This window comes from Streptomyces sp. NPDC002911, from assembly GCF_053591835.1.
In genome coordinates this window covers 112,450-136,282 of sequence record NZ_JBSFUO010000002.1, presented here as the reverse complement: position 1 = coordinate 136,282, position 23,833 = coordinate 112,450, and the positions used below count along the sequence as shown (strand labels likewise).

Genomic DNA, 23,833 nt, shown 5'->3' with positions numbered 1-23,833 from the left:
GGCACCACATGATCAAGAAAGCAGTCATTCCCGCCGCGGGTCTCGGGACGCGCTTCCTGCCTGCCACGAAGGCCACACCGAAGGAGATGCTCCCGGTCGTGGACAAGCCCGCGATCCAGTACGTCGTGGAAGAAGCGGCAGCGGCGGGTCTGTCCGACGTACTGATGATCACAGGCCGCAACAAGCGCCCGCTCGAGGACCACTTCGACCGCAACTACGAACTGGAGTCGGCCCTCACACGCAAGGGTGACGCGGAGCGGCTGCTCAAGGTTCAGGAGTCCAGCGAACTGGCCACGATGCACTACGTGCGCCAAGGCGACCCGAAGGGCCTCGGGCACGCCGTGCTCTGTGCCGAGCCGCATGTGGGCGACGAGGCGTTCGCGGTCCTCCTCGGCGACGACCTGATAGATCCTCGCGATCCCCTCCTCTCCCGCATGATCGAGATCCAGGAGCGTGAGGGGGGAAGCGTCGTCGCGCTCATGGAAGTGGATCCGGGTCAGGTCCACCTCTACGGCTGTGCGGCGGCCGAGGCCACCGCCGAGCCGGGTGTCGTCCGCATCACCGGGCTCGTCGAGAAACCCGAGCCGGCATACGCGCCGAGTAACCTCGCGGTGATCGGGCGGTACGTGCTGGACCCGTCCGTGTTCCGCGTGCTGAACCGGACGGAACCCGGCAGAGGGGGCGAGATCCAGTTGACCGACGCCTTGCAGGAGCTTGCGGGCGACGAGGAGCTGGGTGGCCCGGTTCATGGTGTCGTCTTCAAGGGCCGCCGCTACGACACGGGCGACCGCGGTGACTATCTGCGCGCCATCGTGGGACTCGCCTGCGAACGTGAGGACCTGGGGCCCGATTTCCGGACATGGCTCCGGCGGTTCGTCACGGAGGAGATGGCCGGCGTCTGACCGCTGTCCTGCCGGGTCCCCGTGACGCGAGTCGTTCCGCAGGGCGCGGACGGCGGCGAACTCGCGTCACGGAACTCCGGTCAGCGGCGGTGCAGCTCCAGAAGCTCGACCACGCGCTCGGCCGCCTTGCCGTCGCCGTATGGAAGGCCGCGGTCCGTTGCCGGTGCGGGACGCAGGGCGATGTCCGCCCATGCGGATGCCTGGAGCCGGTGCGGGTCGGGAACCAGCTGGTTCCAACCGCCCTGGAGCGTCTCCACCCACTCGGTCTCCGGGCGGATGGTCGTGCATACGCGGTCCAGGAGGAACGCCTCCTTCTGCAGTCCGCCCGAGTCCGTGACCACACCGGCGGAACCCATCACCGCAGCGATCAGTCCGGCATAGGGGAGAGGCCTTCCGGCGTGGAGGGAACCACGGTTCAGGTCGATTCCGTGCTCCTCGGCGCGTGCGACGAGACGGGGGTGCGCCAGCAGTGCCACCGGTACCGGGAGAGCCGCCAGGGAGTCCAGCAACGCCGCGAGCCGCTCAGGGGAGTCGGTGTTGTCGGGGCGGTGGAGGGTTGCAAGCAGATAGGGAGCGTCCGGATCGATGCCGTCCGGCAACGCAGGCTTGTGGTGCTCACCGGACGTGACCGCGTCCCTGATGCGGAGGCAGACGTCCACCATGACGTCACCGGCCAACACGGAGCGCTCGGTCAGCCCTTCGGTGGCCAGGTGGCGCATGGCCTCCTGGGTCGGAGCGAGAAGGAGGTCGGCCGCGTGATCCGTGAGGATGCGGTTGTGCTCCTCCGGCATCCGGCGGTTGAAGGAACGCAGACCGGCTTCCAGGTGGGCCACGGGCAAGTGCATCTTGACTGCGGAAAGGGCACCGGCCAGCGTGGAGTTGGTGTCCCCGTACACCAGCACCCAGTCAGGGCGCTCGGCTTCGAGAACCGGATCCATGGCCGTCAGTACCCCGCCCGTCTGCGCGCCGTGGCTGCCGGAACCGATGCCGAGGTGGACATCCGGGTCGGGGATGCCCAAACCGGAGAAGAAGACATCGGACAGGTCCGCGTCGTAGTGCTGGCCTGTGTGCACGATCACATGCTGATGGCCGGTTCCGGCGAATGCGGCAGCGATCGGTGCGAGCTTGACCAACTGCGGGCGCGCCCCGACGACACTAAGGACCTTCACAGTGTTTGTACTCCTTGCAGATGTTGTTACCGGCAGGCTACGTGTTCTGCGCATGGGCGCTCGACGTGTCAGCGGGTGAGAGGCGATCGCTGTTCGGAATCGCCCCGATGATAAAGTGTCCGCCTACCGGTTGTGCTAGGGAAGAAGTCGTCAATGAGTGAGGCAGCGTCCCGGGACGCGGCTGTTGTCACGCCGTGGTATCCGTCTCGTGAGCTGCCTTTCCGAGGGGCGTTCGTCCAGGCAATGGTCGACGCCACCGCTCCGGGCTGCGACAGTCTGCTCGTCTACCACTGTGACACCTGGGTGTCCCGCATGGATCAGCAAACTGTGGAAGCGGTTGAGGCGGCGAACCGTACCCTTGCTCCACTGGCAGTGCGGCCCGTCCCGACGGTGGGCGGCGCACAGCTCGTCCACCTCGCCGTGACCACTCCGCGCGGTCAGGACTTCGGAGCGCTGGCACGGAACCACGAGCGCCAGCTGCGCGCAGCGTTGAGCGGCAAGCCGATCGACGCGCCTGTGGTGCATGCTCACGTCGGGTTGCCGGGAGGGTGGGCCGCTCTGCAGAACGCTCGCCCTGACGCCCGTGTGTTCGTCACCGAACACGCCACCTACCTGGATCGCGTGCTGGCTGAACCGGAGGCCCGGGAGCTGTACGACGAGCTGCTGCACCGGGTCGACGGCTTCTTCGCGGTCGGTGACCCGATCCGGGACGTGCTGACGGCGGAGTTCCCGCACCACGTGGACAAGATTCAGCAGATCCCCAACCCGATCTCGTTCGAGACGCAGCGCACCACCCCCGTCTCCGCACTGCGCCGGTGGCTGTTCCTGGGTGGACTGATCCCGCGCAAGGGTGTCGCCTGGCTCGTCGAAGCCTTCGCGCAGTGCCACGCCAAGGATCCTCAGCTGACGCTCACCATGGTGGGCGAGGGGGAGCTGCGCGCCCAGCTCACGGAGCGGGTCGTCGAGTTGGGGCTGGCGGACTCCGTCTCGTTCCTGGGAGCCGTTCCTCCGGAGAAGGCACTCACTCTGATGCGTGAGCACGATCTCCTCGTGCACCCCAGCCGCTACGAGACGTTCGGGATGACCGTGGTGGAGGCGGTCGCCGCAGGTATGCCCGTCCTGGTCACGCGGTGCGGCGGCCCGGAGGAGACGCTCGCCGGGATAGAGACCGAGGCCGGCGAACTCATCGACGTCGAGGAGAACGCGGAGTCGATCAGTGAGGGTTACTGGCGACTGCGCAACCGTTTTGAGCACGGCCTGGATCTGACGCGCGCCCAGGAGGTCCTGGCGAGCCGTTACGGCTACGAGGCTGTTGCTGATGCTCATTACCGGCTCTGGTTCCCCGCGGCTGCGCAGAACCGGAGTGAGGGTACCGAACGGGCCGGCGCCCTCGATTGATGGAGTGACATGCAGGTTCTGTTCCTGGCCCTGGGCGGGTCACGCAAGCGCGCGGTGCTGGACGAGTCGGCCGAGGCCATGTCGAACGGCGCTCAGGTCGTGGTGGTGGTGGACAAGAAGAAGTCCTGGCAAGGTGTGCAGTTCGCGCCAGGAGTCGCCGTGACGACGTTGGCCGCACTGGAAGCCCGGCATCTGCCCAGGCGGATGGAGCACGCGGTGCTGTACCGGGCGCCGCGGGCCACGGTTCGCGCTGTAGGGCGTGGGCCACTGCGTGGCCGGGCCCGACGGGTGCTCAAGACGTATGAACGACGTGTTGCGGCCAGGTTGCACCGCAAGGTATTCCTGCCACTGCACCGACGGGTGTGGCCCGATGCCAAGGCCCGAATGGTACGTGCGCCTTTCGAGGCACGCGGGGGGCTCGATCTCCTTGTCGTGAGTGACGCGCTCTCCGTGCCCCGTGCGGCTCAGCTCATGGAAGCATGGACGGCCGACGGCTCGGCCCCGAGGGTCTGCTACGGCCTCGACTACGACGTACCCCCGAATGCTCAGCGGTCGCTGATCGCCCTCGATAAGGACACCGATGAACAACCGTAGTGGCCGGCGACTCAGAGTGCTCTACCTGGCTTTCTACTTTCCACCGTCCCGTGCGAGTGGGGTGTACCGGGCCAGGGCAACGGCGAATCACCTGGCGGCGAAGGACTGGGACGTCACGGTGTGCGCCGCGCCCCTCGACTTCCTTTACGACGTCATCGGGTCGGTCGACGAGGGACTTTCGGAGACCGTCGATCCCCGCATCCGCGTGGAGCGGCCTTCTCTGAATCAGTATTCCTGGCAGCAGGATCTGCGCAGCTTCAGCACTCTGCGCCGTACGTTCCCGCTCATGGCGAAGCGTCTCTACGAGTTCGGGCAGGAGAAGATCTTTCCTGAGCGTTACGCTTCGTGGGCATGGGCGTCGGTGGCCCGCGGCCTGAAGCTGCACGCGAGGAAGCGCTTCGACGTGGTCGTGGCGACGGGGAACCCCTTCGCCTCGTTCGGTGCCGCCTGGCTGTTCAACCGCCTCACCGGTGTCCCGTACGTCATGGACTACCGCGACTCCTGGACTCTGGACCTCTTCACGGACGAGCCCGGCTATCCGGAGGGCCACGTCGCCTGGAGTTGGGAGAAGAAGTGCCTGGAGCGGGCTTCCGCCGCGGTCTTCGTCAACGAAGCCCTGCGAGGCTGGCACGCGGAGCGTTACCCGGATGTAGCTGAACGCATGATGGTGGTCCCGAACGGCTGGGATGCAGATGTGATTCCTGCGGCCGGGACAGTGGAACGGGACGAGAGTCCGCTTGAGGCCGGTCAAACGCAGCGACCGCTCAAATTCGCCTATCTCGGCACACTCACTGCCAAGCAGCCGGTCGAAGAGATGGCCGACGCTTTCAAGATCGCCCGTCGGCACCCGGAGCTTGCCGACGCCGAGCTGCAGATACATGGTCACCTGGGCTTCTTCAAGAACAGCCCACAGTCCCTACTCATGCGCCTCGGGCTTGACGACGCCGCCCGTGAGCGCGGTGACGAGGACACCGGTCTGCGCTACTGCGGCCCGGTGTCGAAGACAGAGGTGGGGCAGGTCTACGAGGACGCCGACGTGCTGGTCTTCCTGGCCGGCGGGGGTAAGTACGTGACCTCGGGCAAGATTTTCGAGTACATGGCGTTCGGGCACCCCATTGTCTCCGTCCACGCGCCGGATATCGCCGCTCAGGATGTGCTGGAAGGCTATCCACTGTGGTTCAACGCGAACGGTCTCGACGTAGATGCCCTGGCCGCTTCGATGGTGGCTGCTGGAAAGGCTGCCAGAGACCTTGCGCCGGAGCAGCGCGAAGCGGCGCGAAGGCATGCTGATGTCTACACGCGAGAAGCCGTCCTCATTCCGTTCGAGGAGCGGCTCAGAGAAATCGTGGGCCGTCCGGTCGCTGAATAGGCAGAAAATCTCCGACAAACAGCCGATGCCCGAATCCTGTTGATTCGGGCATCGGCTGTTTCGCTGTCCACGGCGCGCTGAGCCGGCGGTCATCAAGAGCAGCGCGGGCTCGCCGTGCGAGCCCGCGCTGCTGCTGTCACGCCTTCTTGGCCGAGTAGGTCGTCCGGTCGAGGTTCGTCGTCACCGTGAGGTTCGGGAACGACTTGGCCCACTTCCAGCCGGTCACGGTGCTGTTGATGTCGCACACGAACACATGATCCGTCAGGTCCAGCCGAAGCTCCGGCAGGGCCTTGCGCCGGGCGATGCGGGAGAGCAGTTGCGGCCGCACCTCTCGGTACCCACGGTTGAAGACGTTCTTGTGAAACGCGTTGGCCGCCTTGGAGTGCACCCGTTGCGTGGCGGCGACCACGAGTTCGGAGGTGATGGCCGTCCGACGCTTCCGGGCCATCCTGCGCGCGCGGTTGAGTATGGCCCGCGGTGCCTTGTAGATGACGAAGCGCTCACCACGGGGAATCAGCAGCCGCTTCTCACCCTGCTCGATGCTGACCAGGGTGACGCGTGGATCCAGGCCGGTGCGCCGCCAGGCGGAGTTGTTGGCGGTCACCACCGTGACGTGCACACCGCGCTCCAGCAGGTGGTTCGCGAAGTCCGCGACACGGCGCGGCTTCGGAGGTGCGAGGGCGAGCAGCACGGCCCTGCCGACCTGTTCGGCGCCTTCGGCAGACGGCTCCGCAGCGGTCTCCGACGTCTCGGTCCCGAGTCCAGCCGCCGGGGCAGGGCCGCTCCGCACGTTCGCCGACGGGGCGGCATCGGCGTCGGCGGAGACCGGCGTACCGACAGCGGCCGGATCCGACGGGCGGTTCAGATACACGTCCATCAGCTGCTGCGCCACCGCCGGAGCCCCGTACCGCTGTTCGAGGACTTCGCGTGCCGCGGGAAGATCGAGCTCGCTCGCTCGGGCGCGAAGATCCCAGTAGGCGTCGGCGATGACCTGAGGGTCGTCGCTGATATCCATCATCGAGCCGGCCGTGGTCTCGATGCCGGCCAGCGTTTCCTCCGGCCCGAAACTCCGGGTGACGAGTACCGGAAGTCCGGCCGCGACGGCCTCGACTATGGTCATGCCGAAGGTCTCGATCTTGCTCGCGTGCACGAGCAGGTCGTGCCGGTGCATCAGCCCGTTGACCTCGTCCGGCGTCACCGGAGGAAGAATGCTGAAGCGATCGCCGAGTCCGAGGGCCTCGGCCCGGGCGAGGAGATCCTCCTCCAGGGCACCGCTGCCCACCATGGAGAGCGTGACCAGGGGGTCTTTCTCCGCGACAAGCGCGAAGGCCTCCAGCAGTTCACTTACTCCCTTGTGTTTGACCAGCCGGCCGACGTACAGCCATTTGCGCAGTTCCTGGGAGTAGTCGCAACCGGTCAAGAAGGAGTCGAAATCGACGACGTTCGGGACCACCCGCAACTTTTCGGCGACGTCCGGGAACTCGGCGGCGATCTGGTCGCGCAGATATGTGCTGACGCAGAGGAAGGCGTCCGCCCGCACCAGCACGTCGTGGTAGAGAGCGCGAGCGGCGGGCTGGGAAAAGATTTTGTTCAGGAAGGTGGCGTGTTCCGTCACGACGATGCGGGCGTCGGGCTGGGCCAGTCGCATGGCGAGCACGCCGCCGTAGATACCGGCGTGAGCATGGATGACAGGGGCCTTGATCCGCCCGCCGGGCAATGCCTTCCGCAACGCCGTTTCCTGCGCGGTGACCCACGGGCTGTAGTTCTTCCGGTGGACGAGAGGCACCGGGACGCGGAGAAGAGAGCCCTCGGGGGTGTCCAGGACAGGGACCAGGTCCCTGTTGTCCTGGAGACGATCGGTCGTGATCTTGATCGCGTCGTTCAGAGCGGCGTCCGCGGGGCCTGACCAGTCCTCGGTGTGGATGATCGAGAGCCGGTCGAACTTGTCGGCGACGCTGCGAGTCGCCATTTTCACGAAGGCGCCCGCGTAGGGGTTGTTCGGCGAGGGGTACCACGGGGTGATCACGGCGAGGTCGGCGGCCTCCGCGACGCGCCCGTCAGGAGCGTACGGTTCCAAGCGAAGTGTGACGTCGGGTCGCTGCTTCGTCAGCGTCCAAGCTGTCGGCAGGGCCTGGGCGTCGCCCGCGACGACGGTGTCGACGGAGGAGGCGGGTCCTGTCTTGGCCAGGACGAATTTCTTTGCCGCCTTCAGCACCGAGCCCTTCTTGTCCGGGGCGAGCTGGACGACCTCGACGTTGTCGAGGGCTTCCAGCTCCGTGACGGCCTCCGTCCAGTTCTCCGTGGCCGGTACGACCAGCAGGACCCGGACGCCGGAGTCCGACAGCCTCTTCACGTGCTCGCGTGCCGCTCGCACTCGGTAACTGCCGTGTGCGAGATAGAGCACGTGGCTATTCATTTGAATCCCTTCGCACGTTCACTCTGCGCCCTGATGATCACATAGAGGCGTTATCGAGAAGGTCGCACATCCGTGCGGCGCAGCGGAAGTCAGCTTATCGCGGGCGCACCGTGACGAGATGCTGACGGACGCGCCGCGGGCCCTTGCCGCCGGGGCTCAGCCGGACCGGTCGGGGCGCCACCCTCTGCCGAAGGGCGCACGGCGTTCGATCGGGGCGTCGACGGATGACGGGACACCGGCAGCGGACGGCCGAGCCCGGAGAACGGCGTGGTGCAACGGCCCTCCGGAGGCGAGGCGTGAAGACACGCCGCCCGGGTTGCCCGCCCGCCCCGGGGCCGCGTAGTGCCGGCCCGTCCAGGAGTCAGCCCGCGCGCTCAGCCAGGACGCCGTCCTTCTCCTCATACAGCGCACCGCTCTGCGGGCAGGCCCAGACCCCGGGCTCGCCCGCCTGCTCGGTGAGGCGCTGTCCGCTTCGGCCGACCCAGCCGATCTGCCGTGCCGGTACGCCGACGACCAGCGCGAAGTCCGGCACGTCCTTCGTGACGACGGCGCCGGCCGCGACCATCGCCCAGCGTCCGACCCGCACGGGAGCGACACAGACGGAGCGGGCTCCCAGAGAAGCGCCTTCCGCGACCTTCACTCCGACGGCCTCCCAGTCACCGCCACGCTTCTGCTTGCCCTGGGGGTCGACCGAGCGCGGGTTGTGGTCGTTGGTGAGGACCACGGCGGGGCCGACGAAGACACCGTCGCCGAGCTCGGCCGGCTCGTACACGAGGGCGTAGTTCTGCAGCTTGACGTTGTCCCCGATCTGTACGCCCGTACCCACGTACGCGCCTCTGCCGACCACACAGCCTTCGCCGAGCTTGGCCCCCTCACGGATCTGGGCGAGCTCCCACACGCTGCTGCCGGCGCCGATCTCGGCGCTGTCGTCGACCTGCGCGGTGGGCTGAACCCTGTAGTTCACGTGTCATACCTTCCGAAGAGCGGACTTGCCGAGAGCATACGAGTTGCGGCGCGGCGGCTGTGGACCCGATCCTCGTCGTGTGCACGGGACCGTCGGCCGCAGCCTGCGGGGACACGCCCGCGCGGCATCCTCACGTACGGACGCCGCCCATCCGGGCCCTTCGGCGTACGTCCTATGTGTCGGAGGCCGACGGGCCCGGACTCGGCGCGGTGGGCTGGAGTCTCTCACCTACCGACGTCCCGGAACGACGGGAGGCCACGGCGCCACCGCCCGGCCCTGCCCGGCGGAGCAGGCGTTCCAGCGGGTGCTCCACCCACTGGTAGGCCATCGCTGCGACGACCAGGCTGATCCCCAGCGCCAGCAGCCAGAGCTTGAGCGTGGCGGCCTGCGTGTCCGGGCGGCCCAGGTGACCGACGAGCGCTCTGATCACGATCTCGTGGAACAGGTACCACGCGAAGGACCAGTGCCCGAGCCGGATCATCCAGGGTCCGCCCAGACCTGTTCTGCGGCCATCGAGGTCGGCCCTGGCAGCTGCGGCCACGAGGAGGGCGAAGAGCGGTGCGGACAGCAGGTGCGAGGCACTGTACGGGCTGTGCCAGAAGCCGTCGGGGACCGCCCGTGACCAGGGAATCAGTGCGATGTGGCCGGCCAGGACGAGTGCGATGGCTACGGGAAGGCGTACCGGTGGCCGCCATCCGCGTCTGACCGCCAGGCCCACGACCACACCGAGAACGAACTGGAGGGTGCGCGTCGGCGGGAAGTAGTCGAGTGCCCAGAGCCGGATCGCCGGATCGTCGAACAGCGCCCCGGATGCCCAGACGGCCGCCGATGCGGCGCACAGCGCGACGGCGCACCACATCCTTCCGCGGGCCGAACGAAGCAACGGCAGCATCAGCAGCAGCGGAAACACGAGATAGAACCAGGCTTCGTCACTGAGTGACCAGGCGGCGGGGTTGCCGCCCACCAGGTACTGATGCTCGGGCGTCCAGGAGTTGACGAGACCCAGCGTGGCGGCGACGCCCCGGAGGGAGACCTCGGTTCCCATGACACGCCACACCGCGACGGAGGTGACGACGGATGCCGCCAACAGGGGCCAGATCCTGGCGAAGCGCCTCCAGTAGAAGACGGCGGGAGGCACGGCCTTCCCGTCGTAGGTCCACGCCAGGACGAAGCCCGACAGCACGAAGAAAAAGGTCACCCCGCTGCGCCCATACCAGGTCAGGTCGCTGATCCAGGGCAGTTTTCCTGTTTGCCTCGACAAGTGGTAGAGGACGACCGCCAGCGCCGCCCAGAAGCGCAGGCCGGTCAGTGAGGGGAGCCGGTCACGCGTGTTGTGGGCGGATATCAGGCCGGCCGACATGTGGTCACCATCTTCGAATGCGGGGGAGTCTTTCCGGGGTGACGCGCCTGCCGAGGGCCCGGTCTGTGTCTGTGCGGCGGGCGCGTAGAGGCCGTGCCCCCGGACAGCCCAAGGAGCAGAGTAATGGGCAGCGAGGGCGAGCTCCTGCTCACCCGTCGCGGAATGCCCTGCCCGGTCGCGCCCTCCGGTGTGAGCTGATGCGCGGGGCAGCGCCGACGCAAGCGTACGCACGGTGAGATCCGCCGTCTTCCATCACACCTCCGGGCCCCCGTCCTCCTCGGTGCGTCGGAGCAGGCGGGCTGCGGCATCGCGGTGACAGTTCTGCACCATGATCCGGCGCAGGGACAGACGCCTGGAAGCGTGGGCCACCTCCCGCCCGCACCACCACGGTGATCAGATCCGACCGCTCCAGGTCACGCACCGCGGCCAGGACAGGGAGGGATGGAGCCGGTGCGTCGCGTGGTGCGCCCGCATCGGAACGACCCGCGCATGCCCGTTGATCACGCTGCCGCACCGCGAGAATTCAAGGCCGACAGGGGCAAGCCAAGTCCGTACACCGAAAGCCGGCCTTGCCGTCGCCGGTGACGTCGCGGCCGTGGGACTGATCGGTGCCGGTGCTGCCCATGGCTCAGGGAACCCCCCCCCGCACCCCCGAGAGGGATGCGGGGAAGAGTCGGTGATCATCCCCGCCGCTCAGATGATGCGGTAGGCCCCCCAGCCGGTGCCGGCCTGGTAGCGGGTGCCGAAGGTCTCCATGCCGGATTTTCCGGTGCCGGGGTAGACCCACAAGGTGCCGTCGGATGCCTGACGGGTCAGTACATCGGTGAGCCCGTCACTGTTGAAGTCGCCGGTGCGGGTGGCGTTCTGGGTCTGCCAGCTTCTGCCGGCCTGGTAGCGGGTGCCGAAGGTCTCCATGCCGGATTTCCCGGTGCCGGGGTAGACCCACAAGGTGCCGTCGGATGCCTGACGGGACAATACGTCAGTGCGCCCGTCGTTGTTGAGGTCGCCGGTGGTGATGACGTTCTGGGTCTGCCAGCTGGTGCCGATCTGGTAGCGGGTGCCGAGGGTTTCCATGCCGGGCTTTCCGGTGCCGGGGTAGACCCACAAGGTGCCGTCGGATGCCTGACGGGTCAGTACATCGGTGAGCCCGTCACTGTTGAGGTCCCCGGTGCGGGTGATGTTCTGGGTCTGCCAGCTTCTGCCGATCTGGTAGCGGGTTCCGAAGGCCTCCATGCCGGACTTTCCGGTGCCGGGGTAGACCCACAAGGTGCCGTCGGATGCCTGACGGGACAGGAGGTCACCGATGCCGTCGTTGTTGAGGTCGCCGGTGGTGACGACGTCCTGGCTCTGCCAGCTGGTGCCGGCCTGGAAGCGGGCGCCGAGGGTGCTGCCGCTCGCCTTCCCGGTGCCGGGATAGATCCACAGAATGCCGTCGTCCTTGACCGCCGCGAGGTCGGCCTTGCCGTCACCGGTGAGGTCATCCGGATTGCGGGAGGTGGCGTGATCGACCCAGTCGCCGATGTCGTCAACACGGATGTCGATGGCACCAGTACGTGTCTCGGCGGCATCGGCGCCGAGACATCCGCCTTGCCAGGAGCGAGAGTTGATGGCGACGAGGGTCGTGATGCCGTTGACGGTGCGCAAGGCGGGACCGCCGGCGTCGCCCTTGCAGACGGTCGCGGTGTCGGAGCCGACGAGGTCCACTGTCGTGTCCGTGGTGGAGGCGACGGTGAACGTGCCGGTGTGGAGCTTGTCGGGCACCCATTCGGTCTTGGTGCGCCCGAATCCGGCCTTCACCAGCTCCTCACCCGCAGCGGCGGGCGTGGTCGCCAACCGGACGGGTGTGATGCTCGGATCGGTGATCCGGCCGGCGAGTTTGACGAGTACCAGATCCCGGTCGGCATGTGGGACGAGCCGGATGGCCGGCAGGACGCTGCCGCTGGTCTGGGTCAGGTCGGTGCGACCGACGGTCACGGTGGTGGTGACGGCGGGTTTGCCTACGGGGGGTCTGCCGTCTGCGGCGAAGCAGGCGGCGGTGGTCAGGACCCATTGCGAGTCGACGAGAGTGCCGGTGCAGGCGGTCTGTCCACCGACGTTGATCTTCGCGACGTAGTTCAGCTGTGCCGGGGCGTCGGTTCCGGTGAGTGCGGTGGCGTGGGTGGTCACGGCCGCGGCTGGAACGGCGCTCAGCACGACGGGGGCCGCGAGCAGAGCAGCGGCCAACGCGGAGAGGCGGGGGCGTCTGGAGAGGTACATGAACGTGGATTCCTAGGGACAGGGGCCGCGCGTCCTCTGGGTATCGGATCGCGCAGCGGTGGGCATGACGGTGCCGGCCTGCGGTTACTTGGAGGATCTGCTCTCGACGAGCACGTGATCGCGGCCCTCGGTGTCCGTGGCCTCGCCCACCGAGGTCCAGGTGCTCTTGGTGATTCGAACGGCCTCTCGTCGGCACCTACGGTCATGTCGACCGCAGTCGTGCAGTCGTTGCAGAGGACGATCACTGTCACCGCACCCGACCTCCGTGGGCAGTGAACCTAGTTGTTGTAGGTGCTGAAGAAGCGGGCGGAGGCGAAGGCCCAGCTGCTGGCGGGGGCACTCCAGCCGGCGAGGCCGCCGTTGAACAGGGCGTCGGCCCGGGCTGTCCAGGTCCACATCTTCACCGTGCCGTCGGCCTGGTGGTTGAGTGTGGCGAGGTCGTCGCGGCCGTCGCCGTTGTAGTCGCCCGTGACGAACTGCATGCGGCTGACGTTCAGGTTGCCGGGAGGACTGTTGAGCGTGACCTTGGCGGAACCGAAGCGGTCCTTGCCGTCGACGTTCTCCGACAGGATGGTGGAGGTCTTGTCGCTGCCGTCGGTGTAGTCGTACCAGACCAGCGCGTCGTCGCGACCGTCGCCGTTGAAGTCACCGGAGTGCGGGGTGGTGCGGTTCCAGTCCAGGGAGGCGCTCTGCCACCACGCGGCGGGAGCGGCGAAGCCGCCGTCGGGAGCTGCCGGGAAGACATAGGTCTTCACGGAGTCGTCCCCCTGGCCGTAGAAGACGCTGAGGTCGTCGCGGCCGTCGCCGTTGAAGTCACCGGTGATGAACTTGGAGCGCGTGCGCAGCCAGCTGCCCGCGGGGGCGGACCAGGAGCTGAAGGGCGCGTCGAAAGTCCCCTTGGCCGTGCTGGTGAACGTCCAGAGCTTGGTGGTTCCGTCGGTGTAGTTGTACCAGACAGCCATGTCGTCGCGGCCGTCCCCGTTGAAGTCACCGGCCTGCGGGGTCATGTAGCTGATGTGGAAGCTGCCGGCCGGGGCACTCCATGCGGTGAACGGAGTGTCGAAGCCGCCGTCGATCCTGCCCTGCGCGACCCACAGCTTGATGCTGGTGTCGCCGTAGCCCTTGAGGACGGCCATGTCACCGCGTCCGTCGCCGTTGAAGTCACCGGTGATGTACTTCATGGCCCTCGTGTCCCAGACACCGTCCGCGACATCGTAGGACATGAAGGGCTTGGTGATGGCGCCGTCGGTGCCTCCGAGGAAGCTGTGGATGGCATCGCGGCCGTCGGTGTAGTTGTACCAAGCGGCCATGTCACTGCGGCCGTCGCCGTTGTAGTCGTGGCGGATGGCCGTGCCACTCGACCACACCGACTGGGCCTGTGCGTTGAGTACCACGAAGTTGCCGCGGTCCTGGAGGACGGCGGTGCCGCCGGTGGCGGGCGTCCCGGCTTCCCAGAGGTTGGCGGTATCGGCGGAATTACGTACGACGAGGTTTCCGTCCGCGTTCAGCAGGGCGGTCGCACCGGCGTCGGTGGTTCCCGTGGACCAGAGGGTCTTGCCCGCGTTGGAGGTGATGACCAGGTTGCCGTCGGTCTGCATGGTGAGCTTGATCGAGGCGGAGGCGAGAGTTTCCCCGGGAAGCAGGCGCTGGCCGAGGCTGAGGCGGGAGCCGAGGACGGTGTTGTCGGCTCGGGCGGCTATGGCGCCGATGCGGGTCTCGGTCTCGCCGAAGCAGCCGCTTTGCCATGAGCGGCTGCTGACGCCGACGAGTTCGAGCTTCCCGTTGGCGGTGCGCAGCAGGGGACCGCCGGTGTCGCCCTTGCAGATCGCGTCGGTGGCGGTCTTACCGGTGATGCCGAGTTCGGTGGCGTCGGCGGTGTCGACGGTGAAGGCCGCGGTGTGGAGTTTGTCAGGCACCCACTCGGTCTTCGTGCGGCCATACCCGGCAGCTGTGAGGGTGTCGCCCGCGGCGACGGGGGTGTTGGCCACCGCGACCGGGGTGATGCCGGTGGCGGGGGTCGCAAGGCGGGCCATGACGAGGTCGCGTCCGGCCCGAGGCACCAGGTCGACGATCTCGCTGACATGTCCCCCGCCGGCATTCAGATCGACGCGGCCGATCGTGGCCACTGTTTTCACCGCCGGCTTACCCACGGACAGTTCGGTGGCTCCGTCCGTGAAGCAGCTGCTCGCGGTCAGGACCCACTGGGTGTCGACGAGGGATCCGGTGCAGGCCCGTTCGGTCTCGCCGTCACCGATCTCGATTTTCGCGGTGAAGGCGTAGGTGTTGTCGGCGACCGGGTCGCCGACGACTGCCTGAGCCGGTGAGGTGAGGGTGACGGAGCCGACCGCTGCGACAGCGGCCAGCAGGGATGTCGCCCGCACTCTGCGGGAGGTTCTGAAGGACACGTTGATTCCTTGAGGTGCGCAAGCGGCGGGTGGTCAGCTCTCGGCCGTGACCGGAGACTCCGGCGGGCCGTGCCGGTGCCCGGGCCCATGGCGGGCCCGGGCACCGATCTGTGCGCGGGGGGTCAGACGACGCTGCCGCTCCAGTGCTTGACGGGCGCCTGGAGGTCGGTCCCGGTGCTGGTGAAGGAGAACAGGGAGTCGATGCGGCGGCCGTCGGCGGTCGTTCCGGAGCGGTAGAGGACGCCGATGTCGTCCTTGCCGTCCTTGTTGAAGTCGCCGGTGACGGGCTGGCCGGCGGCCCAGCTGAAGGAGCCGGTGCTCGTCCAGACCTCGCGGGGAGCGGCGAAGTCGGTGCCGTCGCCGGCGAGGGTGAACAGGGCGGACCGGTGGACGCCTTCCGCCGTGGTGCCTCGGTTGTAGAGGATGCCGATGTCGGCCCGGCCGTCTCCCGTGTAGTCGCCGGAAGTCAGCTTGCTGGCGCTCCAGTTGAAGGATCCGCTGCTGGTCCAGGACTTGCGGGGGTTGTTGAAGACGGTGCCGTCGCTGGTGAAGGTGTAGAGCGAGGAGATGAACTTGCCGTCGGCGGACTTGCCTCCGTTGTAGAGGACGGCGACGTCGTCCTTGCCGTCCTTGTTGAAGTCGCCGGAGGTGACCTGGCCGGCGGACCAGGTGAAGCCGCCGGGGGTGGTCCAGGTCTTGCGGGGGTTGTCGAAGTCGGTGCCGTTGCTGGTGAAGGTGTAGAGCGAGGAGATCCTTCCGGTGTCGGAGGATCCGTTGTCGTAGAAGACTGCGACGTCGTCCTTGCCGTCACCGTTGTAGTCGCCGGAGGTCACCTTGCTCCGGTCCCACGTGAAACCGCCGGGTGTGGTCCAGGTCTTGCGCGGGGCCTTGAAACCGGTGCCGGTGCTGGTGAAGGTGTAGAGCGAGGAGACGGCTCCGGTGTCGGAGGATCCGCTGTCGTAGAAGACTGCGACATCGTCCTTGCCGTCACCGTCGAAGTCACCCGAGGTCAGCTTGCTGGAAGCCCAGGTGAAGCCGCCAGGGGTGCTCCATACGTTCTTGGGGGCGGCGAAGCCGGTGCCGGTGCTGTAGAAGGCGAACAGCGAGGACCGGTTCTTGCCCTCGGGGGAGGTGCCGTTGTCGTAGAAGGCGGCGATGTCCTCCTTGCCGTCCGCGTTGAAGTCACCGGAGGCGACCTGGGCCTCACCGGGTAGGGCACGAACCTGCTGCACCCAGTCCGTGATGTCGTCGAGGCGGGTTTCGACTGCGCCGTTGCGGGTTTCCTCGGAGCCGAGGCAGCCGGCCTGCCAGGAGGCGCTGTGGACGGCGACGAGTTCGGCCTTGCCGTCGGTCTCGCGCAGCGCGGGACCGCCGGCGTCGCCCTTGCAGATGCTGCCGCCGTCCCGGGTGACGGCGACGGTGGTGGCATCGGCCTGCGTGACCGTGAAGGCGCCGGCGTGCAGACGGTCCGGCACCCAGGTGTCCTTGGTGCGGCCGTAGCCCACGGCCTGCAGCGTCTCACCGGCTGTGGGCGGGGCGGCGGCGAGGAGGACGGGGGTGATGTCGGTGACCGGGGTGGCGAGCTTGGCCATCACCAGGTCACGGTCCGCGCGGGGGACCAGCTCGGTGATCTCGACGACCTTGCCCCCGCTGCCGGACAGGTCCGTACGCCCGATGGTCGCCGTGGCCTTCTCCGCCGGTGCGCCGGCGGGTATCGGGAAGGCGGGCTGTCCGGCGGCCGCGAAGCAGCTGCTGGCGGTGAGGACGTACTGGGCGTCGACGAGGGAGCCGGTGCAGGCGCGGCTCGTGTCGCCGGCGCCGATCTGGATCCTCGCGGTGAAGGCGTAGGCGCCGTCGGCGACCGCGTCACCGATGACAGCCTGCGCCGGAGTGGTGAGCGTGAACGCGCCGGCCGCGGTGGCGGCGGCGAGCCCGGCAATGACCCGCACACGGCGGGAGGGTCTCAAGGGCACGGAAATTCCTCGCTTGGGTTGTGCGCCGTACAGGCACGCACCGGAGAAGGCAGGCGCCCGCCTCGCCGGGCCGGCGCCTCGAATGGCGGAACCGGCTGTCGCGGGTGGCCTGCGGTAACGGGCCAACATGCCTACGCCTCATACGCGTCGGGCGTGTGAGAGCGCCGGCGGAGTGGGGCCTACGCGGAGGTGGAGAGCTCCACGAGAACGTAGTCGCGGCCCTCCGGGTCTGCGGACTGCCCGACGGCCTTCCACTCGTCCTTGGCGACGGAGATGTTCTGCTCGTCGCCCTCCGTGGTCAGCGTTACATCGGTCTCGTGCGAGGTGCTGCCCTTGACCCCGTAGACCTCCGGAACTTCCAGGCTCAGGTAGCCGGAGTCACCGATGGCGCGGAAACAGAACCGGCCCTTGGTGCGCGAGTACACCTCCAGAAGGCTGCCGCCGGATGCGCAGTCCGCGAGAGTGATGTGTCCGTCGCCGCGCTTGAGGACGATACCGAGTTCCGCCTCGATCTTGTCCGCCTGCGGGTAGGCGAAGTCCTCGACGGCATAAGGAGGAAGCTCGTCCGCTGCGGTGGCCGCAGTTCTGACCTGAGCCTCGTCGGCATGTGCCACGGTGACAACTGCTGCGATGCAGGCAGCGGCTGCCACACCGGTCGCGACCACGCGCCGTGCAAACTTCATGATGGTTTCCTTTTTTCGTTCCGGGATATGTTCCGTATTGATTGTTCCCCGACTGTCCGAAACAGGGCAGGTGGCCATATTTCCGGAAGTCGGTGGCTCAAGTTCGCGTATTCAAGCATGAGTTGCGGAAGGGCGTCATGCCCACCCTGCATATTCCGTGGCCCAGCCGGCCCCTACCGCGGCCGTCACCGGAACAACCAGCAGCGCCACGCCCATCACCAGCGGCAACCGGCCTCGGGCCCGTACCACTTGACGCACCGAAAACGCCTTCTCCAGTGCCGCGTCCGACCCCTTGACCGACAGGGGCGTGACCACACCCATCACCACGAGCGCTGCCTCACGCCCCCGTAGACGCGTCTGGCCGTGCGGAGAAAGGGTCCATGACGACACCCACCCCGAGAACGGCGCCAGTGCCAGTGCGACGCCCCACAGGAAGCCGGTGCACGTGGCAAGGGTGGCCGGCCACGACACCTCCGTGAGCCGCAGAGCCAGGGCCGTCACGACGGTCACCGGAAGCGGCAGAGCCGCGATCCACCGTTCTCGCCTCACCGGTAGCCATCGCAGCAGCAGGCAGGTGAGCATGAGTTCAGGAATCAGCACCGCGAGCGCCCACAGGGGGATGGTCACAGACGTCTCCTCACTTCCAGGGAACTTCAGGACGGCGGTGGGTGCGGGGCTTTCACAGCACGATGGCCATGGCCATCACGACAGCCGCAAAGGTGAGAAAGAAAAGCGCGCTCTGCTTTCCCGTAATGGGTTCCATCGGCTTTCCCGAAAGCATCACTTCGCGCTGCCTGCGGAGGTACTTCGTGAAGATGATCCGGCAAAGGGTGAGGCCCAGCATGGTGACTGTGTACAGCACCAGTGGAGTGTCTCCTTCGGAATCACGCGCGGCCGAATCCAGGACCACGGCTGCGGCTCCGGAAAGCGGGAGCAATGCAGCGAGCAGCCTGCCCTTCGTCGTGGTGGCCAGGAATTGAGCCGCCGCCGCAAGTGCGATGCCGGACACGATGGCAGCGATCCACCAGTGTGTGGTGGAGAACGAAGAGGTGAACATGGAGCTTTCCTTGCTGGCCTACTGGAAGAACAGGTTTGGCGTACAGGGTGGGGCGAGCACCGGCCGCCCCACCCGGCTACGTCGGCGGTCTACCAGGTGAGCCAGCCGATGACTGCGGTGGCCGTGTCACTCACGACGCCGGAGACCTTCGCGCCGATCTCCTCCGCCACTCCGAACTTGCTGAACAGTCTGCCCTTGCCGAAGAAGATGCCGCCGACCACGAACAGCCCGAGGGCTGTGTGGAACTGACTGCTGTCCCAGCCGTATCCCCATCCGCTCAGGCCGGCGCTGACCCCCTGCAGGCCCCATGAGATGAGACCGGCCCCGAGGGCGAGCCCACCGAGGACCGGTGCGGCGGGCGGGAAGAGCAGGGCGCCCACACCGAGGACGACCGAGGCGGTGCCGAAGACGGTGCTCCAGTGGCCGGTGGCCGCTGCCCAGTCCTTCGGGTCCTTGATGTTCTCCGGCCACATGCCCAGCCACTTGGTGTCGCCGGTGTCGTCGTTCTCAGGCTTGTCCGAGGGGTTGGTGCCGTTCTGCTGGTTCTTCCTCGCCTCCTCGGCGGCCTTCTTCGCCGCCGTGGCTGCTTCGACCCGCCGCTTCTGCGCAGCGATCGCATGGGCTTCGCTGGCGGCCGCCGCGGCGGCGCGCGCGTCCTGGCCGGCCTGCTGGGCGGAGGCCGCCGCCTGAGCGGCGGAGGCCTGCGCCTCCACCGCGAACGCTACGGCCTGCTGGGCCGACGCCGAGGCCTGACGCATCGAGTAGTTCGCTGTACGCGCCGCGCCGCGTGCGGTCGACGCGGCAGCGTTCGCGTCCTTGGCCGACTGGGCCGCAGCCGCCGCCGACTTGTCCGCCGCGTCCGCGTTCGTCTGCGCCTCGGCGGCTGAATCCGCCGCGTCCTTGGCGTAGCCCTCGGCCTTGGCCGCCCATTCGGTCGCTTCCTGCGCGGCCTTACGCGCCTCCGCAGCGGCCTTGGAGGCCCGTGCGGCGTCCTCCATGGCCTTCGCCGCGACCTTCGCGGCGTGGGCGAGGGTCGCGCGGATCGCGGAGACGTGGGTGGCGTGGTCGTGATCAAGACGGGCGATGTTGAATCTGTCGCGGATGATGAAGGCGCGCCGCATCCGCGAGGAGCCCTCCAGGACGATCTGCGCGGCCGAGCGCATGTAGGGGCCGCCGGTCTCCAGGAGTCGGAACACCTCTACCCGGTCGTCCTCCTTCGTCGCCTCCGCGAGATCGACGGAGAGGAAGTGGTGCAGAGCCTCGGCCGTCCCGGCGTCCAACGCGGCCTGGGCCTTCGCCTTGACGGTCTTGCCCGGGTCCTGGGCCAGGACCTTGAACACCATCACCCGGTTGTCCACGGCCGACGCCTCGATGGCCCCGGTCTCCAGGAACTCGGTGGCTGCGTCCGGGCCGTCGGCGGCCAATGCCCTCTCGGCGGACTCGGCGACGGCGGCCGTCGAGGCCTGAGCGAGGGCGAGCACGTTCTCCCGGTCGTCCTGCTGCTGGGCCAGCAGACGGTCGGCGTCGAGCCAGTTGGTCACATCGTGGTCGGAGCCGGCGAGGGCGAACTCGGCGGCACCTCGGGTCCACGTGCCGCTGGAGTCGAGGAGCCGCACGGCCGCCTTGCGGCCGACCGTGACCGCGGATGCGGTATTCCCGGCCGCCAGTGCCGCCTCGGCGGTGGTGATGAGTCCCTTGATCTCGTCCGAGGTCTGGGCAGCCTGGGTACGCTGCTTCTCCACCCGTAGGGCGTCGTCGGTCTCGGCCTGCGCTTGCAGCCGGGCCTCCAGGATGCCGAGCTCGGTGTCCTCGGCGATCCGGGCGGTCTCCGCCGTACGGGCCGCCTGCTCCACCTCCTGGGCTTCCTTCACGGCGTCGGACGCCGTGTTGGCCGCCTCCACCGCCGCCTCCGCGAAGGCCGTGGAGCGCTTGGCGTACTCGATCGCCTTGCCTGCGTTGTCCGCCGCCTCCTCGGCCGCGTCTGCTGCCTTGTCGGCGTGGGCGGCAGCGCTGTTGGCGGCGTCACGGGCCACCCTGGCGGCAGCCGCGGCGCGGTTCGCCAAGGTCTGCGCGGTGCCCGCGGCTCGGGTCGCCCGAGCGGCGGCGGCGTTGGCCTCGGCGGCAGCCTCCCGGGCCTTGGCGGCCTGGGCCTTCGCGGCGCCCGCGGAGGTGGCGGCGTCGGCCGAGGCGCTGGCGGCCGCGGCGGCGTTGCGGGCCGCGTTCGCGGCGGCTGAGCCGGCGGACGACGCCTGGCTGGAGGCGACGGCGGCCTGGTCGGCGGCCTTGGCCGCCGTACGCGCACGGGCAGCGGCGTTGCGGGCGCCCTGGGCCGCTTGGCGCGCGGCGGAGGCCTTGGTGGCGTCCTTGGACGCGGATATCGCGGCGTGGTAAGCGCGGGAGGCGGCGTTTCCGGCCGACGCCGCGGCAGCGGCGGCCGCCTGTGCGGCCTGTGCGGCGCGGCCGGAGGCGGCCTGGGCCGTCCGGGAGGCGTAGATGGCGGTGTTGGCGGCGGACGCCGCTCCGCGCGCGGCGCTCGCGGCGTTGTTCGCCGCGTTGGCCGACTTGCGGACGTCCTGCTGGGCGGCCGTCGCCTCCGCCGCCGCCTTCAGCGCGGCGGTCTTGGCCTTCTCGGCGGCCTCCTTCGCGCGCTCGGAGGCGGCGACAGCCTTCTCCGTCGTCTGCTGGGCGCGCTTGCCCTCCCGCTCCACGATCTCGACCAACTGCTCGATGGTCGCGGATTCCTCGTCACGGGCGCGGGCGATGTGCTGGCCGGAGGAGAGGAACAGACGGATCGCCTCGGGGGACCCGTCGTCCAGAGCGCGCTCCGCGTACTTCTTCACCTCGGGCGACGCGGTGCTGAGGATGGAGAAGACCGCCACATGGTCGTCCTCCTGCTGCGCGGTGTACTGGGTCGTGCCCAGGAACGTCTCCAGCGCTTCCTTGGTGTTCTGCGCCAGTGCCTTGGTGGCTTCCCGCTTCACCGCGGTGCCGCCGTGGTTGAGGAGAGAGAACACCGCCACCCGCAGATCCTCCTCGACCGGCCTGGCGTAGCCCTCGCGCAGGAACGCGGCAATCGCCTCGTCCCCGGCGGACAAGGCTGTGCTCGCTGTCTCCTGCACGGACCTGCCCGCGCCGGAAAGGCTGGCGAGGACGGCGAAGCGGTTGTCCACCGCCCGCATGGCGGGAAGCTCGGTGGTGAGGAATGCGGTCAGCGCGGCCGGTGTTCCGACGAGGGCGGCAGCAGCAGCCTCCCGCACGGCGGTCCCGCCGGTCTTGTAGGCCCAGACGGCCTTGCCCTGATCGGTGCCGGGCAGGCCGTTCTCCGGATCGCCGGGGGCTGTTGCCGCCTGAGCGGGGGTGGCGCTCAGAGTGAGGATCGACGGCAGGGCGGGGACCGCCGCTGCTCCGGCGACGGTGGCAAGTATCCGGCGTCTGCTCCACAACGAAGGCGACAAGACGTGCGTCCTTCCCATTCAGGATACGGCGGTGCAGACACACCTATCGCCTCCAACCGCCCCTGTTGCCGGTGGGGTTGTAGGTAAAGGGTGGCGTGCTCTGCGATTCGGCAGAAACATAACCTGTCCTCGCACAACTGTTCACGCTTCGTGAGATTTTTCTTCACAAACACGCTTTGGTGCCAGCGCGTCCCAGTGCGAGGCCGTCCCGCGCAGGAGGGGGAAGAGGGCGGCGTGCTCCGGTAGTTGCGGTCGTAGTCGTGCGGGCTCGCACGCGTGCTCCGAGGTGGCATGCCGATGAGCTCCTGGCGTGCGCCCCGTTCGAGCGGTGCGCTTGCGCAGCGGCATCACCCAGGCGGGACCGGTCAACCTCGCCGTCGGGTCGTACAGCAGGCCGACGTCGACACTTCTGGACCGGGGCGGGAGTATGGGGCGTCCCTTTGACCTGTTGCGTCAGGCCGCGCGGGCCGCCGGGCCCGGCTGAGCTCGAACCAGAGGTCTTCCGCTTCGGCCGAAGAGCCGTCGCCGAACGGGGAGCACCGAGTTCCGTACCGCATCGAGCGACAGGCGATGCTGCGCGAGGGGCGTCCCACCCCCACCTTGCCGCCATGGTTCACGAGGCCGCCCTACGCGGGGCACGCGAAGTTCCCGAGGTCACGCGTGAGCGGTCGGACGTCCTGCTGTCCGAGGGGAGCGGGGGCAACGTGACTGTCCTGGTCATCCCCGTTCGGTGAGGTGCCCTTCCCCGCCCTCCGGGCAGTCGATCACGTACGCGTCCTGCCTGCGCCGCTTCACGCACGCTGTGGTCGCGGGTTCCTTCGAAGGGGCGTCGGGGCCTTTTCCGGCGAGCGACGGTCCACGTCGACCAGGGAGGCCCTCGCCATGACCGAGGAGGCCGCAAGGAATGGCGCACAAAGCGTTCCGTGTTTCTCCCCGACGGCCTGTGACGAGGCGGCGCACCCGGTTTGACCCCCGTGCCCCCGCCCCGTAATCTTGATCCTCGGCGTGTTTCTGTGCGCCTACCCCCTGAGCACATCCCTCCCGGTGATCCGTCCCCGGGGGAGGCCGCTCGTCCTTCCGGACTGTCGTGGGCCCCGGCCCGCGCGGGCGGCTGGCATCAGGGGATCCGTTCCGAGTGAGAGAGAGATCCGCGTGTACGCCATCGTGCGCAGCGGTGGTCGCCAGCACAAGGTTGCTGTCGGCGACATCGTTGAGGTTGACAAGATTCCCACCGCCGAGGTTGGCGACACGGTCGAGCTCTCGACCCTGCTCGTTGTCGACGGTGACGCCGTGACCAGCGACCCCTGGGTTCTGGACGGCATCAAGGTCCAGGCCGAGATCGTGGACCACCACAAGGGCGCGAAGATCGACATCCTTCGCTACAAGAACAAGACGGGTTACCGCCGTCGTCAGGGTCACCGCCAGCAGTACACGGCGATCAAGGTCACCGGTATCCCCGCGGCTGCGAAGTAAGGGACTGAGGAGACATGGCACATAAGAAGGGCGCATCGTCCACTCGGAACGGGCGCGATTCCAATGCTCAGCGGCTCGGCGTGAAGCGCTTCGGCGGTCAGGCCGTCAACGCCGGTGAGATCCTGGTCCGCCAGCGCGGTACCCACTTCCACCCGGGCACGGGCGTCGGCCGTGGCGGCGACGACACGCTGTTCGCGCTGACCGCCGGTGCGGTGGAGTTCGGTACGCACCGTGGCCGCAAGGTCGTGAACATCGTTCCCGTCGCTGCCTGAGTCAGGCAACGGCCGAACGACACAGCACCTTCCGAGGGCGGATCTCAGCTTTCCCGGTAATCGGGGAAGCGGGTCCGCCCTCGGCGC

The 23,833-nt window shown here is 68.2% G+C and carries 17 protein-coding genes; 6 read left to right on the top strand and 11 right to left on the bottom strand.

The genetic code is table 11. From position 1 onward, the window contains the following. Nucleotides 1-8: 8 nt before the first annotated feature. On the top strand, nt 9-902 hold the full coding sequence (galU, locus tag ACWD04_RS03555; protein WP_451127670.1) for a UTP--glucose-1-phosphate uridylyltransferase GalU: 894 nt from the start codon (nt 9-11) through the stop codon (nt 900-902). Between the two features lie 80 nt (nt 903-982). Here galU and wecB read toward each other — a convergent pair whose 3' ends face one another. Next, nucleotides 983-2,071, bottom strand: coding sequence for a non-hydrolyzing UDP-N-acetylglucosamine 2-epimerase (wecB, locus tag ACWD04_RS03550; RefSeq protein WP_451127668.1), 1,089 nt, complete (start codon nt 2,069-2,071; stop codon nt 983-985). 153 nt (nt 2,072-2,224) lie between these two features. On the opposite strand from wecB, the gene ACWD04_RS03545 reads away from it, so the two are divergent. The 3 genes from ACWD04_RS03545 to ACWD04_RS03535 are packed head-to-tail and all read left to right on the top strand — an operon-like array spanning nt 2,225 to nt 5,432. Next, nucleotides 2,225-3,469 carry a glycosyltransferase family 4 protein gene (locus ACWD04_RS03545; RefSeq protein ID WP_451127666.1) on the top strand — a complete coding sequence of 415 codons (1,245 nt, stop codon included), beginning with the start codon at nt 2,225-2,227 and terminating at the stop codon, nt 3,467-3,469. A gap of 9 nt (nt 3,470-3,478) precedes the next feature. Continuing rightward, on the top strand, nt 3,479-4,063 hold the full coding sequence (locus ACWD04_RS03540; RefSeq protein WP_451127664.1) for a hypothetical protein: 585 nt from the start codon (nt 3,479-3,481) through the stop codon (nt 4,061-4,063). Further along, on the top strand, nt 4,050-5,432 hold the full coding sequence (locus tag ACWD04_RS03535; protein ID WP_451127662.1) for a glycosyltransferase: 1,383 nt from the start codon (nt 4,050-4,052) through the stop codon (nt 5,430-5,432). Before ACWD04_RS03540 ends, ACWD04_RS03535 begins: the two co-directional genes overlap by 14 nt. A gap of 136 nt (nt 5,433-5,568) precedes the next feature. Here ACWD04_RS03535 and ACWD04_RS03530 read toward each other — a convergent pair whose 3' ends face one another. The 10 genes from ACWD04_RS03530 to ACWD04_RS03485 form a co-directional block, all read right to left on the bottom strand. Beyond that, nucleotides 5,569-7,848, bottom strand: coding sequence for a glycosyltransferase family 4 protein (locus tag ACWD04_RS03530; protein WP_451127660.1), 2,280 nt, complete (start codon nt 7,846-7,848; stop codon nt 5,569-5,571). Between the two features lie 361 nt (nt 7,849-8,209). Continuing rightward, a complete protein-coding gene (locus ACWD04_RS03525) occupies nt 8,210-8,812 on the bottom strand; it encodes an acyltransferase (RefSeq protein WP_451127658.1) in 603 nt (200 codons plus the stop codon). Nucleotides 8,813-8,984: 172 nt separating this feature from the next. After that, complete coding sequence (locus ACWD04_RS03520; protein WP_451127656.1) at nt 8,985-10,172, bottom strand: acyltransferase family protein; 1,188 nt, start codon at nt 10,170-10,172, stop codon at nt 8,985-8,987. A 693-nt stretch (nt 10,173-10,865) separates the two neighbouring features. Continuing rightward, nucleotides 10,866-12,428, bottom strand: a complete 1,563-nt coding sequence (locus ACWD04_RS03515) for an FG-GAP-like repeat-containing protein (RefSeq protein ID WP_451127654.1) — start codon at nt 12,426-12,428, stop codon at nt 10,866-10,868. 278 nt (nt 12,429-12,706) lie between these two features. Next, nucleotides 12,707-14,833 carry an FG-GAP-like repeat-containing protein gene (locus ACWD04_RS03510; RefSeq protein ID WP_451127652.1) on the bottom strand — a complete coding sequence of 709 codons (2,127 nt, stop codon included), beginning with the start codon at nt 14,831-14,833 and terminating at the stop codon, nt 12,707-12,709. 122 nt (nt 14,834-14,955) lie between these two features. Continuing rightward, on the bottom strand, nt 14,956-16,806 hold the full coding sequence (locus ACWD04_RS03505) for an FG-GAP-like repeat-containing protein (protein WP_451127650.1): 1,851 nt from the start codon (nt 16,804-16,806) through the stop codon (nt 14,956-14,958). Between the two features lie 179 nt (nt 16,807-16,985). After that, nucleotides 16,986-17,489, bottom strand: coding sequence for a hypothetical protein (locus ACWD04_RS03500; RefSeq protein ID WP_451127648.1), 504 nt, complete (start codon nt 17,487-17,489; stop codon nt 16,986-16,988). A gap of 135 nt (nt 17,490-17,624) precedes the next feature. Further along, nucleotides 17,625-18,116, bottom strand: coding sequence for a hypothetical protein (locus ACWD04_RS03495; protein WP_451127646.1), 492 nt, complete (start codon nt 18,114-18,116; stop codon nt 17,625-17,627). A gap of 52 nt (nt 18,117-18,168) precedes the next feature. Further along, on the bottom strand, nt 18,169-18,546 hold the full coding sequence (locus ACWD04_RS03490; RefSeq protein ID WP_451127644.1) for a hypothetical protein: 378 nt from the start codon (nt 18,544-18,546) through the stop codon (nt 18,169-18,171). A gap of 89 nt (nt 18,547-18,635) precedes the next feature. Further along, nucleotides 18,636-22,001, bottom strand: a complete 3,366-nt coding sequence (locus ACWD04_RS03485) for an ALF repeat-containing protein (RefSeq protein ID WP_451127642.1) — start codon at nt 21,999-22,001, stop codon at nt 18,636-18,638. A 1,152-nt stretch (nt 22,002-23,153) separates the two neighbouring features. Here ACWD04_RS03485 and rplU point away from each other — a divergent pair. After that, nucleotides 23,154-23,474, top strand: coding sequence for a 50S ribosomal protein L21 (rplU, locus tag ACWD04_RS03480; protein WP_451127640.1), 321 nt, complete (start codon nt 23,154-23,156; stop codon nt 23,472-23,474). A 14-nt stretch (nt 23,475-23,488) separates the two neighbouring features. After that, nucleotides 23,489-23,746 (top strand): 50S ribosomal protein L27, encoded by a 258-nt coding sequence (gene rpmA / locus ACWD04_RS03475; protein WP_014045902.1) that lies wholly within the window; start codon nt 23,489-23,491, stop codon nt 23,744-23,746. Nucleotides 23,747-23,833: the final 87 nt, after the last annotated feature.

Coding starts and splice junctions, on each gene's coding strand:
- galU (WP_451127670.1), top strand. CDS start 9: ATGATCAAGAAAGCAGTCATTCCCGCCGCGGGTCTCGGGACGCGCTTC.
- ACWD04_RS03545 (WP_451127666.1), top strand. CDS start 2,225: ATGAGTGAGGCAGCGTCCCGGGACGCGGCTGTTGTCACGCCGTGGTAT.
- ACWD04_RS03540 (WP_451127664.1), top strand. CDS start 3,479: ATGCAGGTTCTGTTCCTGGCCCTGGGCGGGTCACGCAAGCGCGCGGTG.
- ACWD04_RS03535 (WP_451127662.1), top strand. CDS start 4,050: ATGAACAACCGTAGTGGCCGGCGACTCAGAGTGCTCTACCTGGCTTTC.
- ACWD04_RS03530 (WP_451127660.1), bottom strand. CDS start 7,848: ATGAATAGCCACGTGCTCTATCTCGCACACGGCAGTTACCGAGTGCGA.
- ACWD04_RS03520 (WP_451127656.1), bottom strand. CDS start 10,172: ATGTCGGCCGGCCTGATATCCGCCCACAACACGCGTGACCGGCTCCCC.
- ACWD04_RS03515 (WP_451127654.1), bottom strand. CDS start 12,428: ATGTACCTCTCCAGACGCCCCCGCCTCTCCGCGTTGGCCGCTGCTCTG.
- ACWD04_RS03500 (WP_451127648.1), bottom strand. CDS start 17,489: ATGAAGTTTGCACGGCGCGTGGTCGCGACCGGTGTGGCAGCCGCTGCC.
- ACWD04_RS03490 (WP_451127644.1), bottom strand. CDS start 18,546: ATGTTCACCTCTTCGTTCTCCACCACACACTGGTGGATCGCTGCCATC.
- rpmA (WP_014045902.1), top strand. CDS start 23,489: ATGGCACATAAGAAGGGCGCATCGTCCACTCGGAACGGGCGCGATTCC.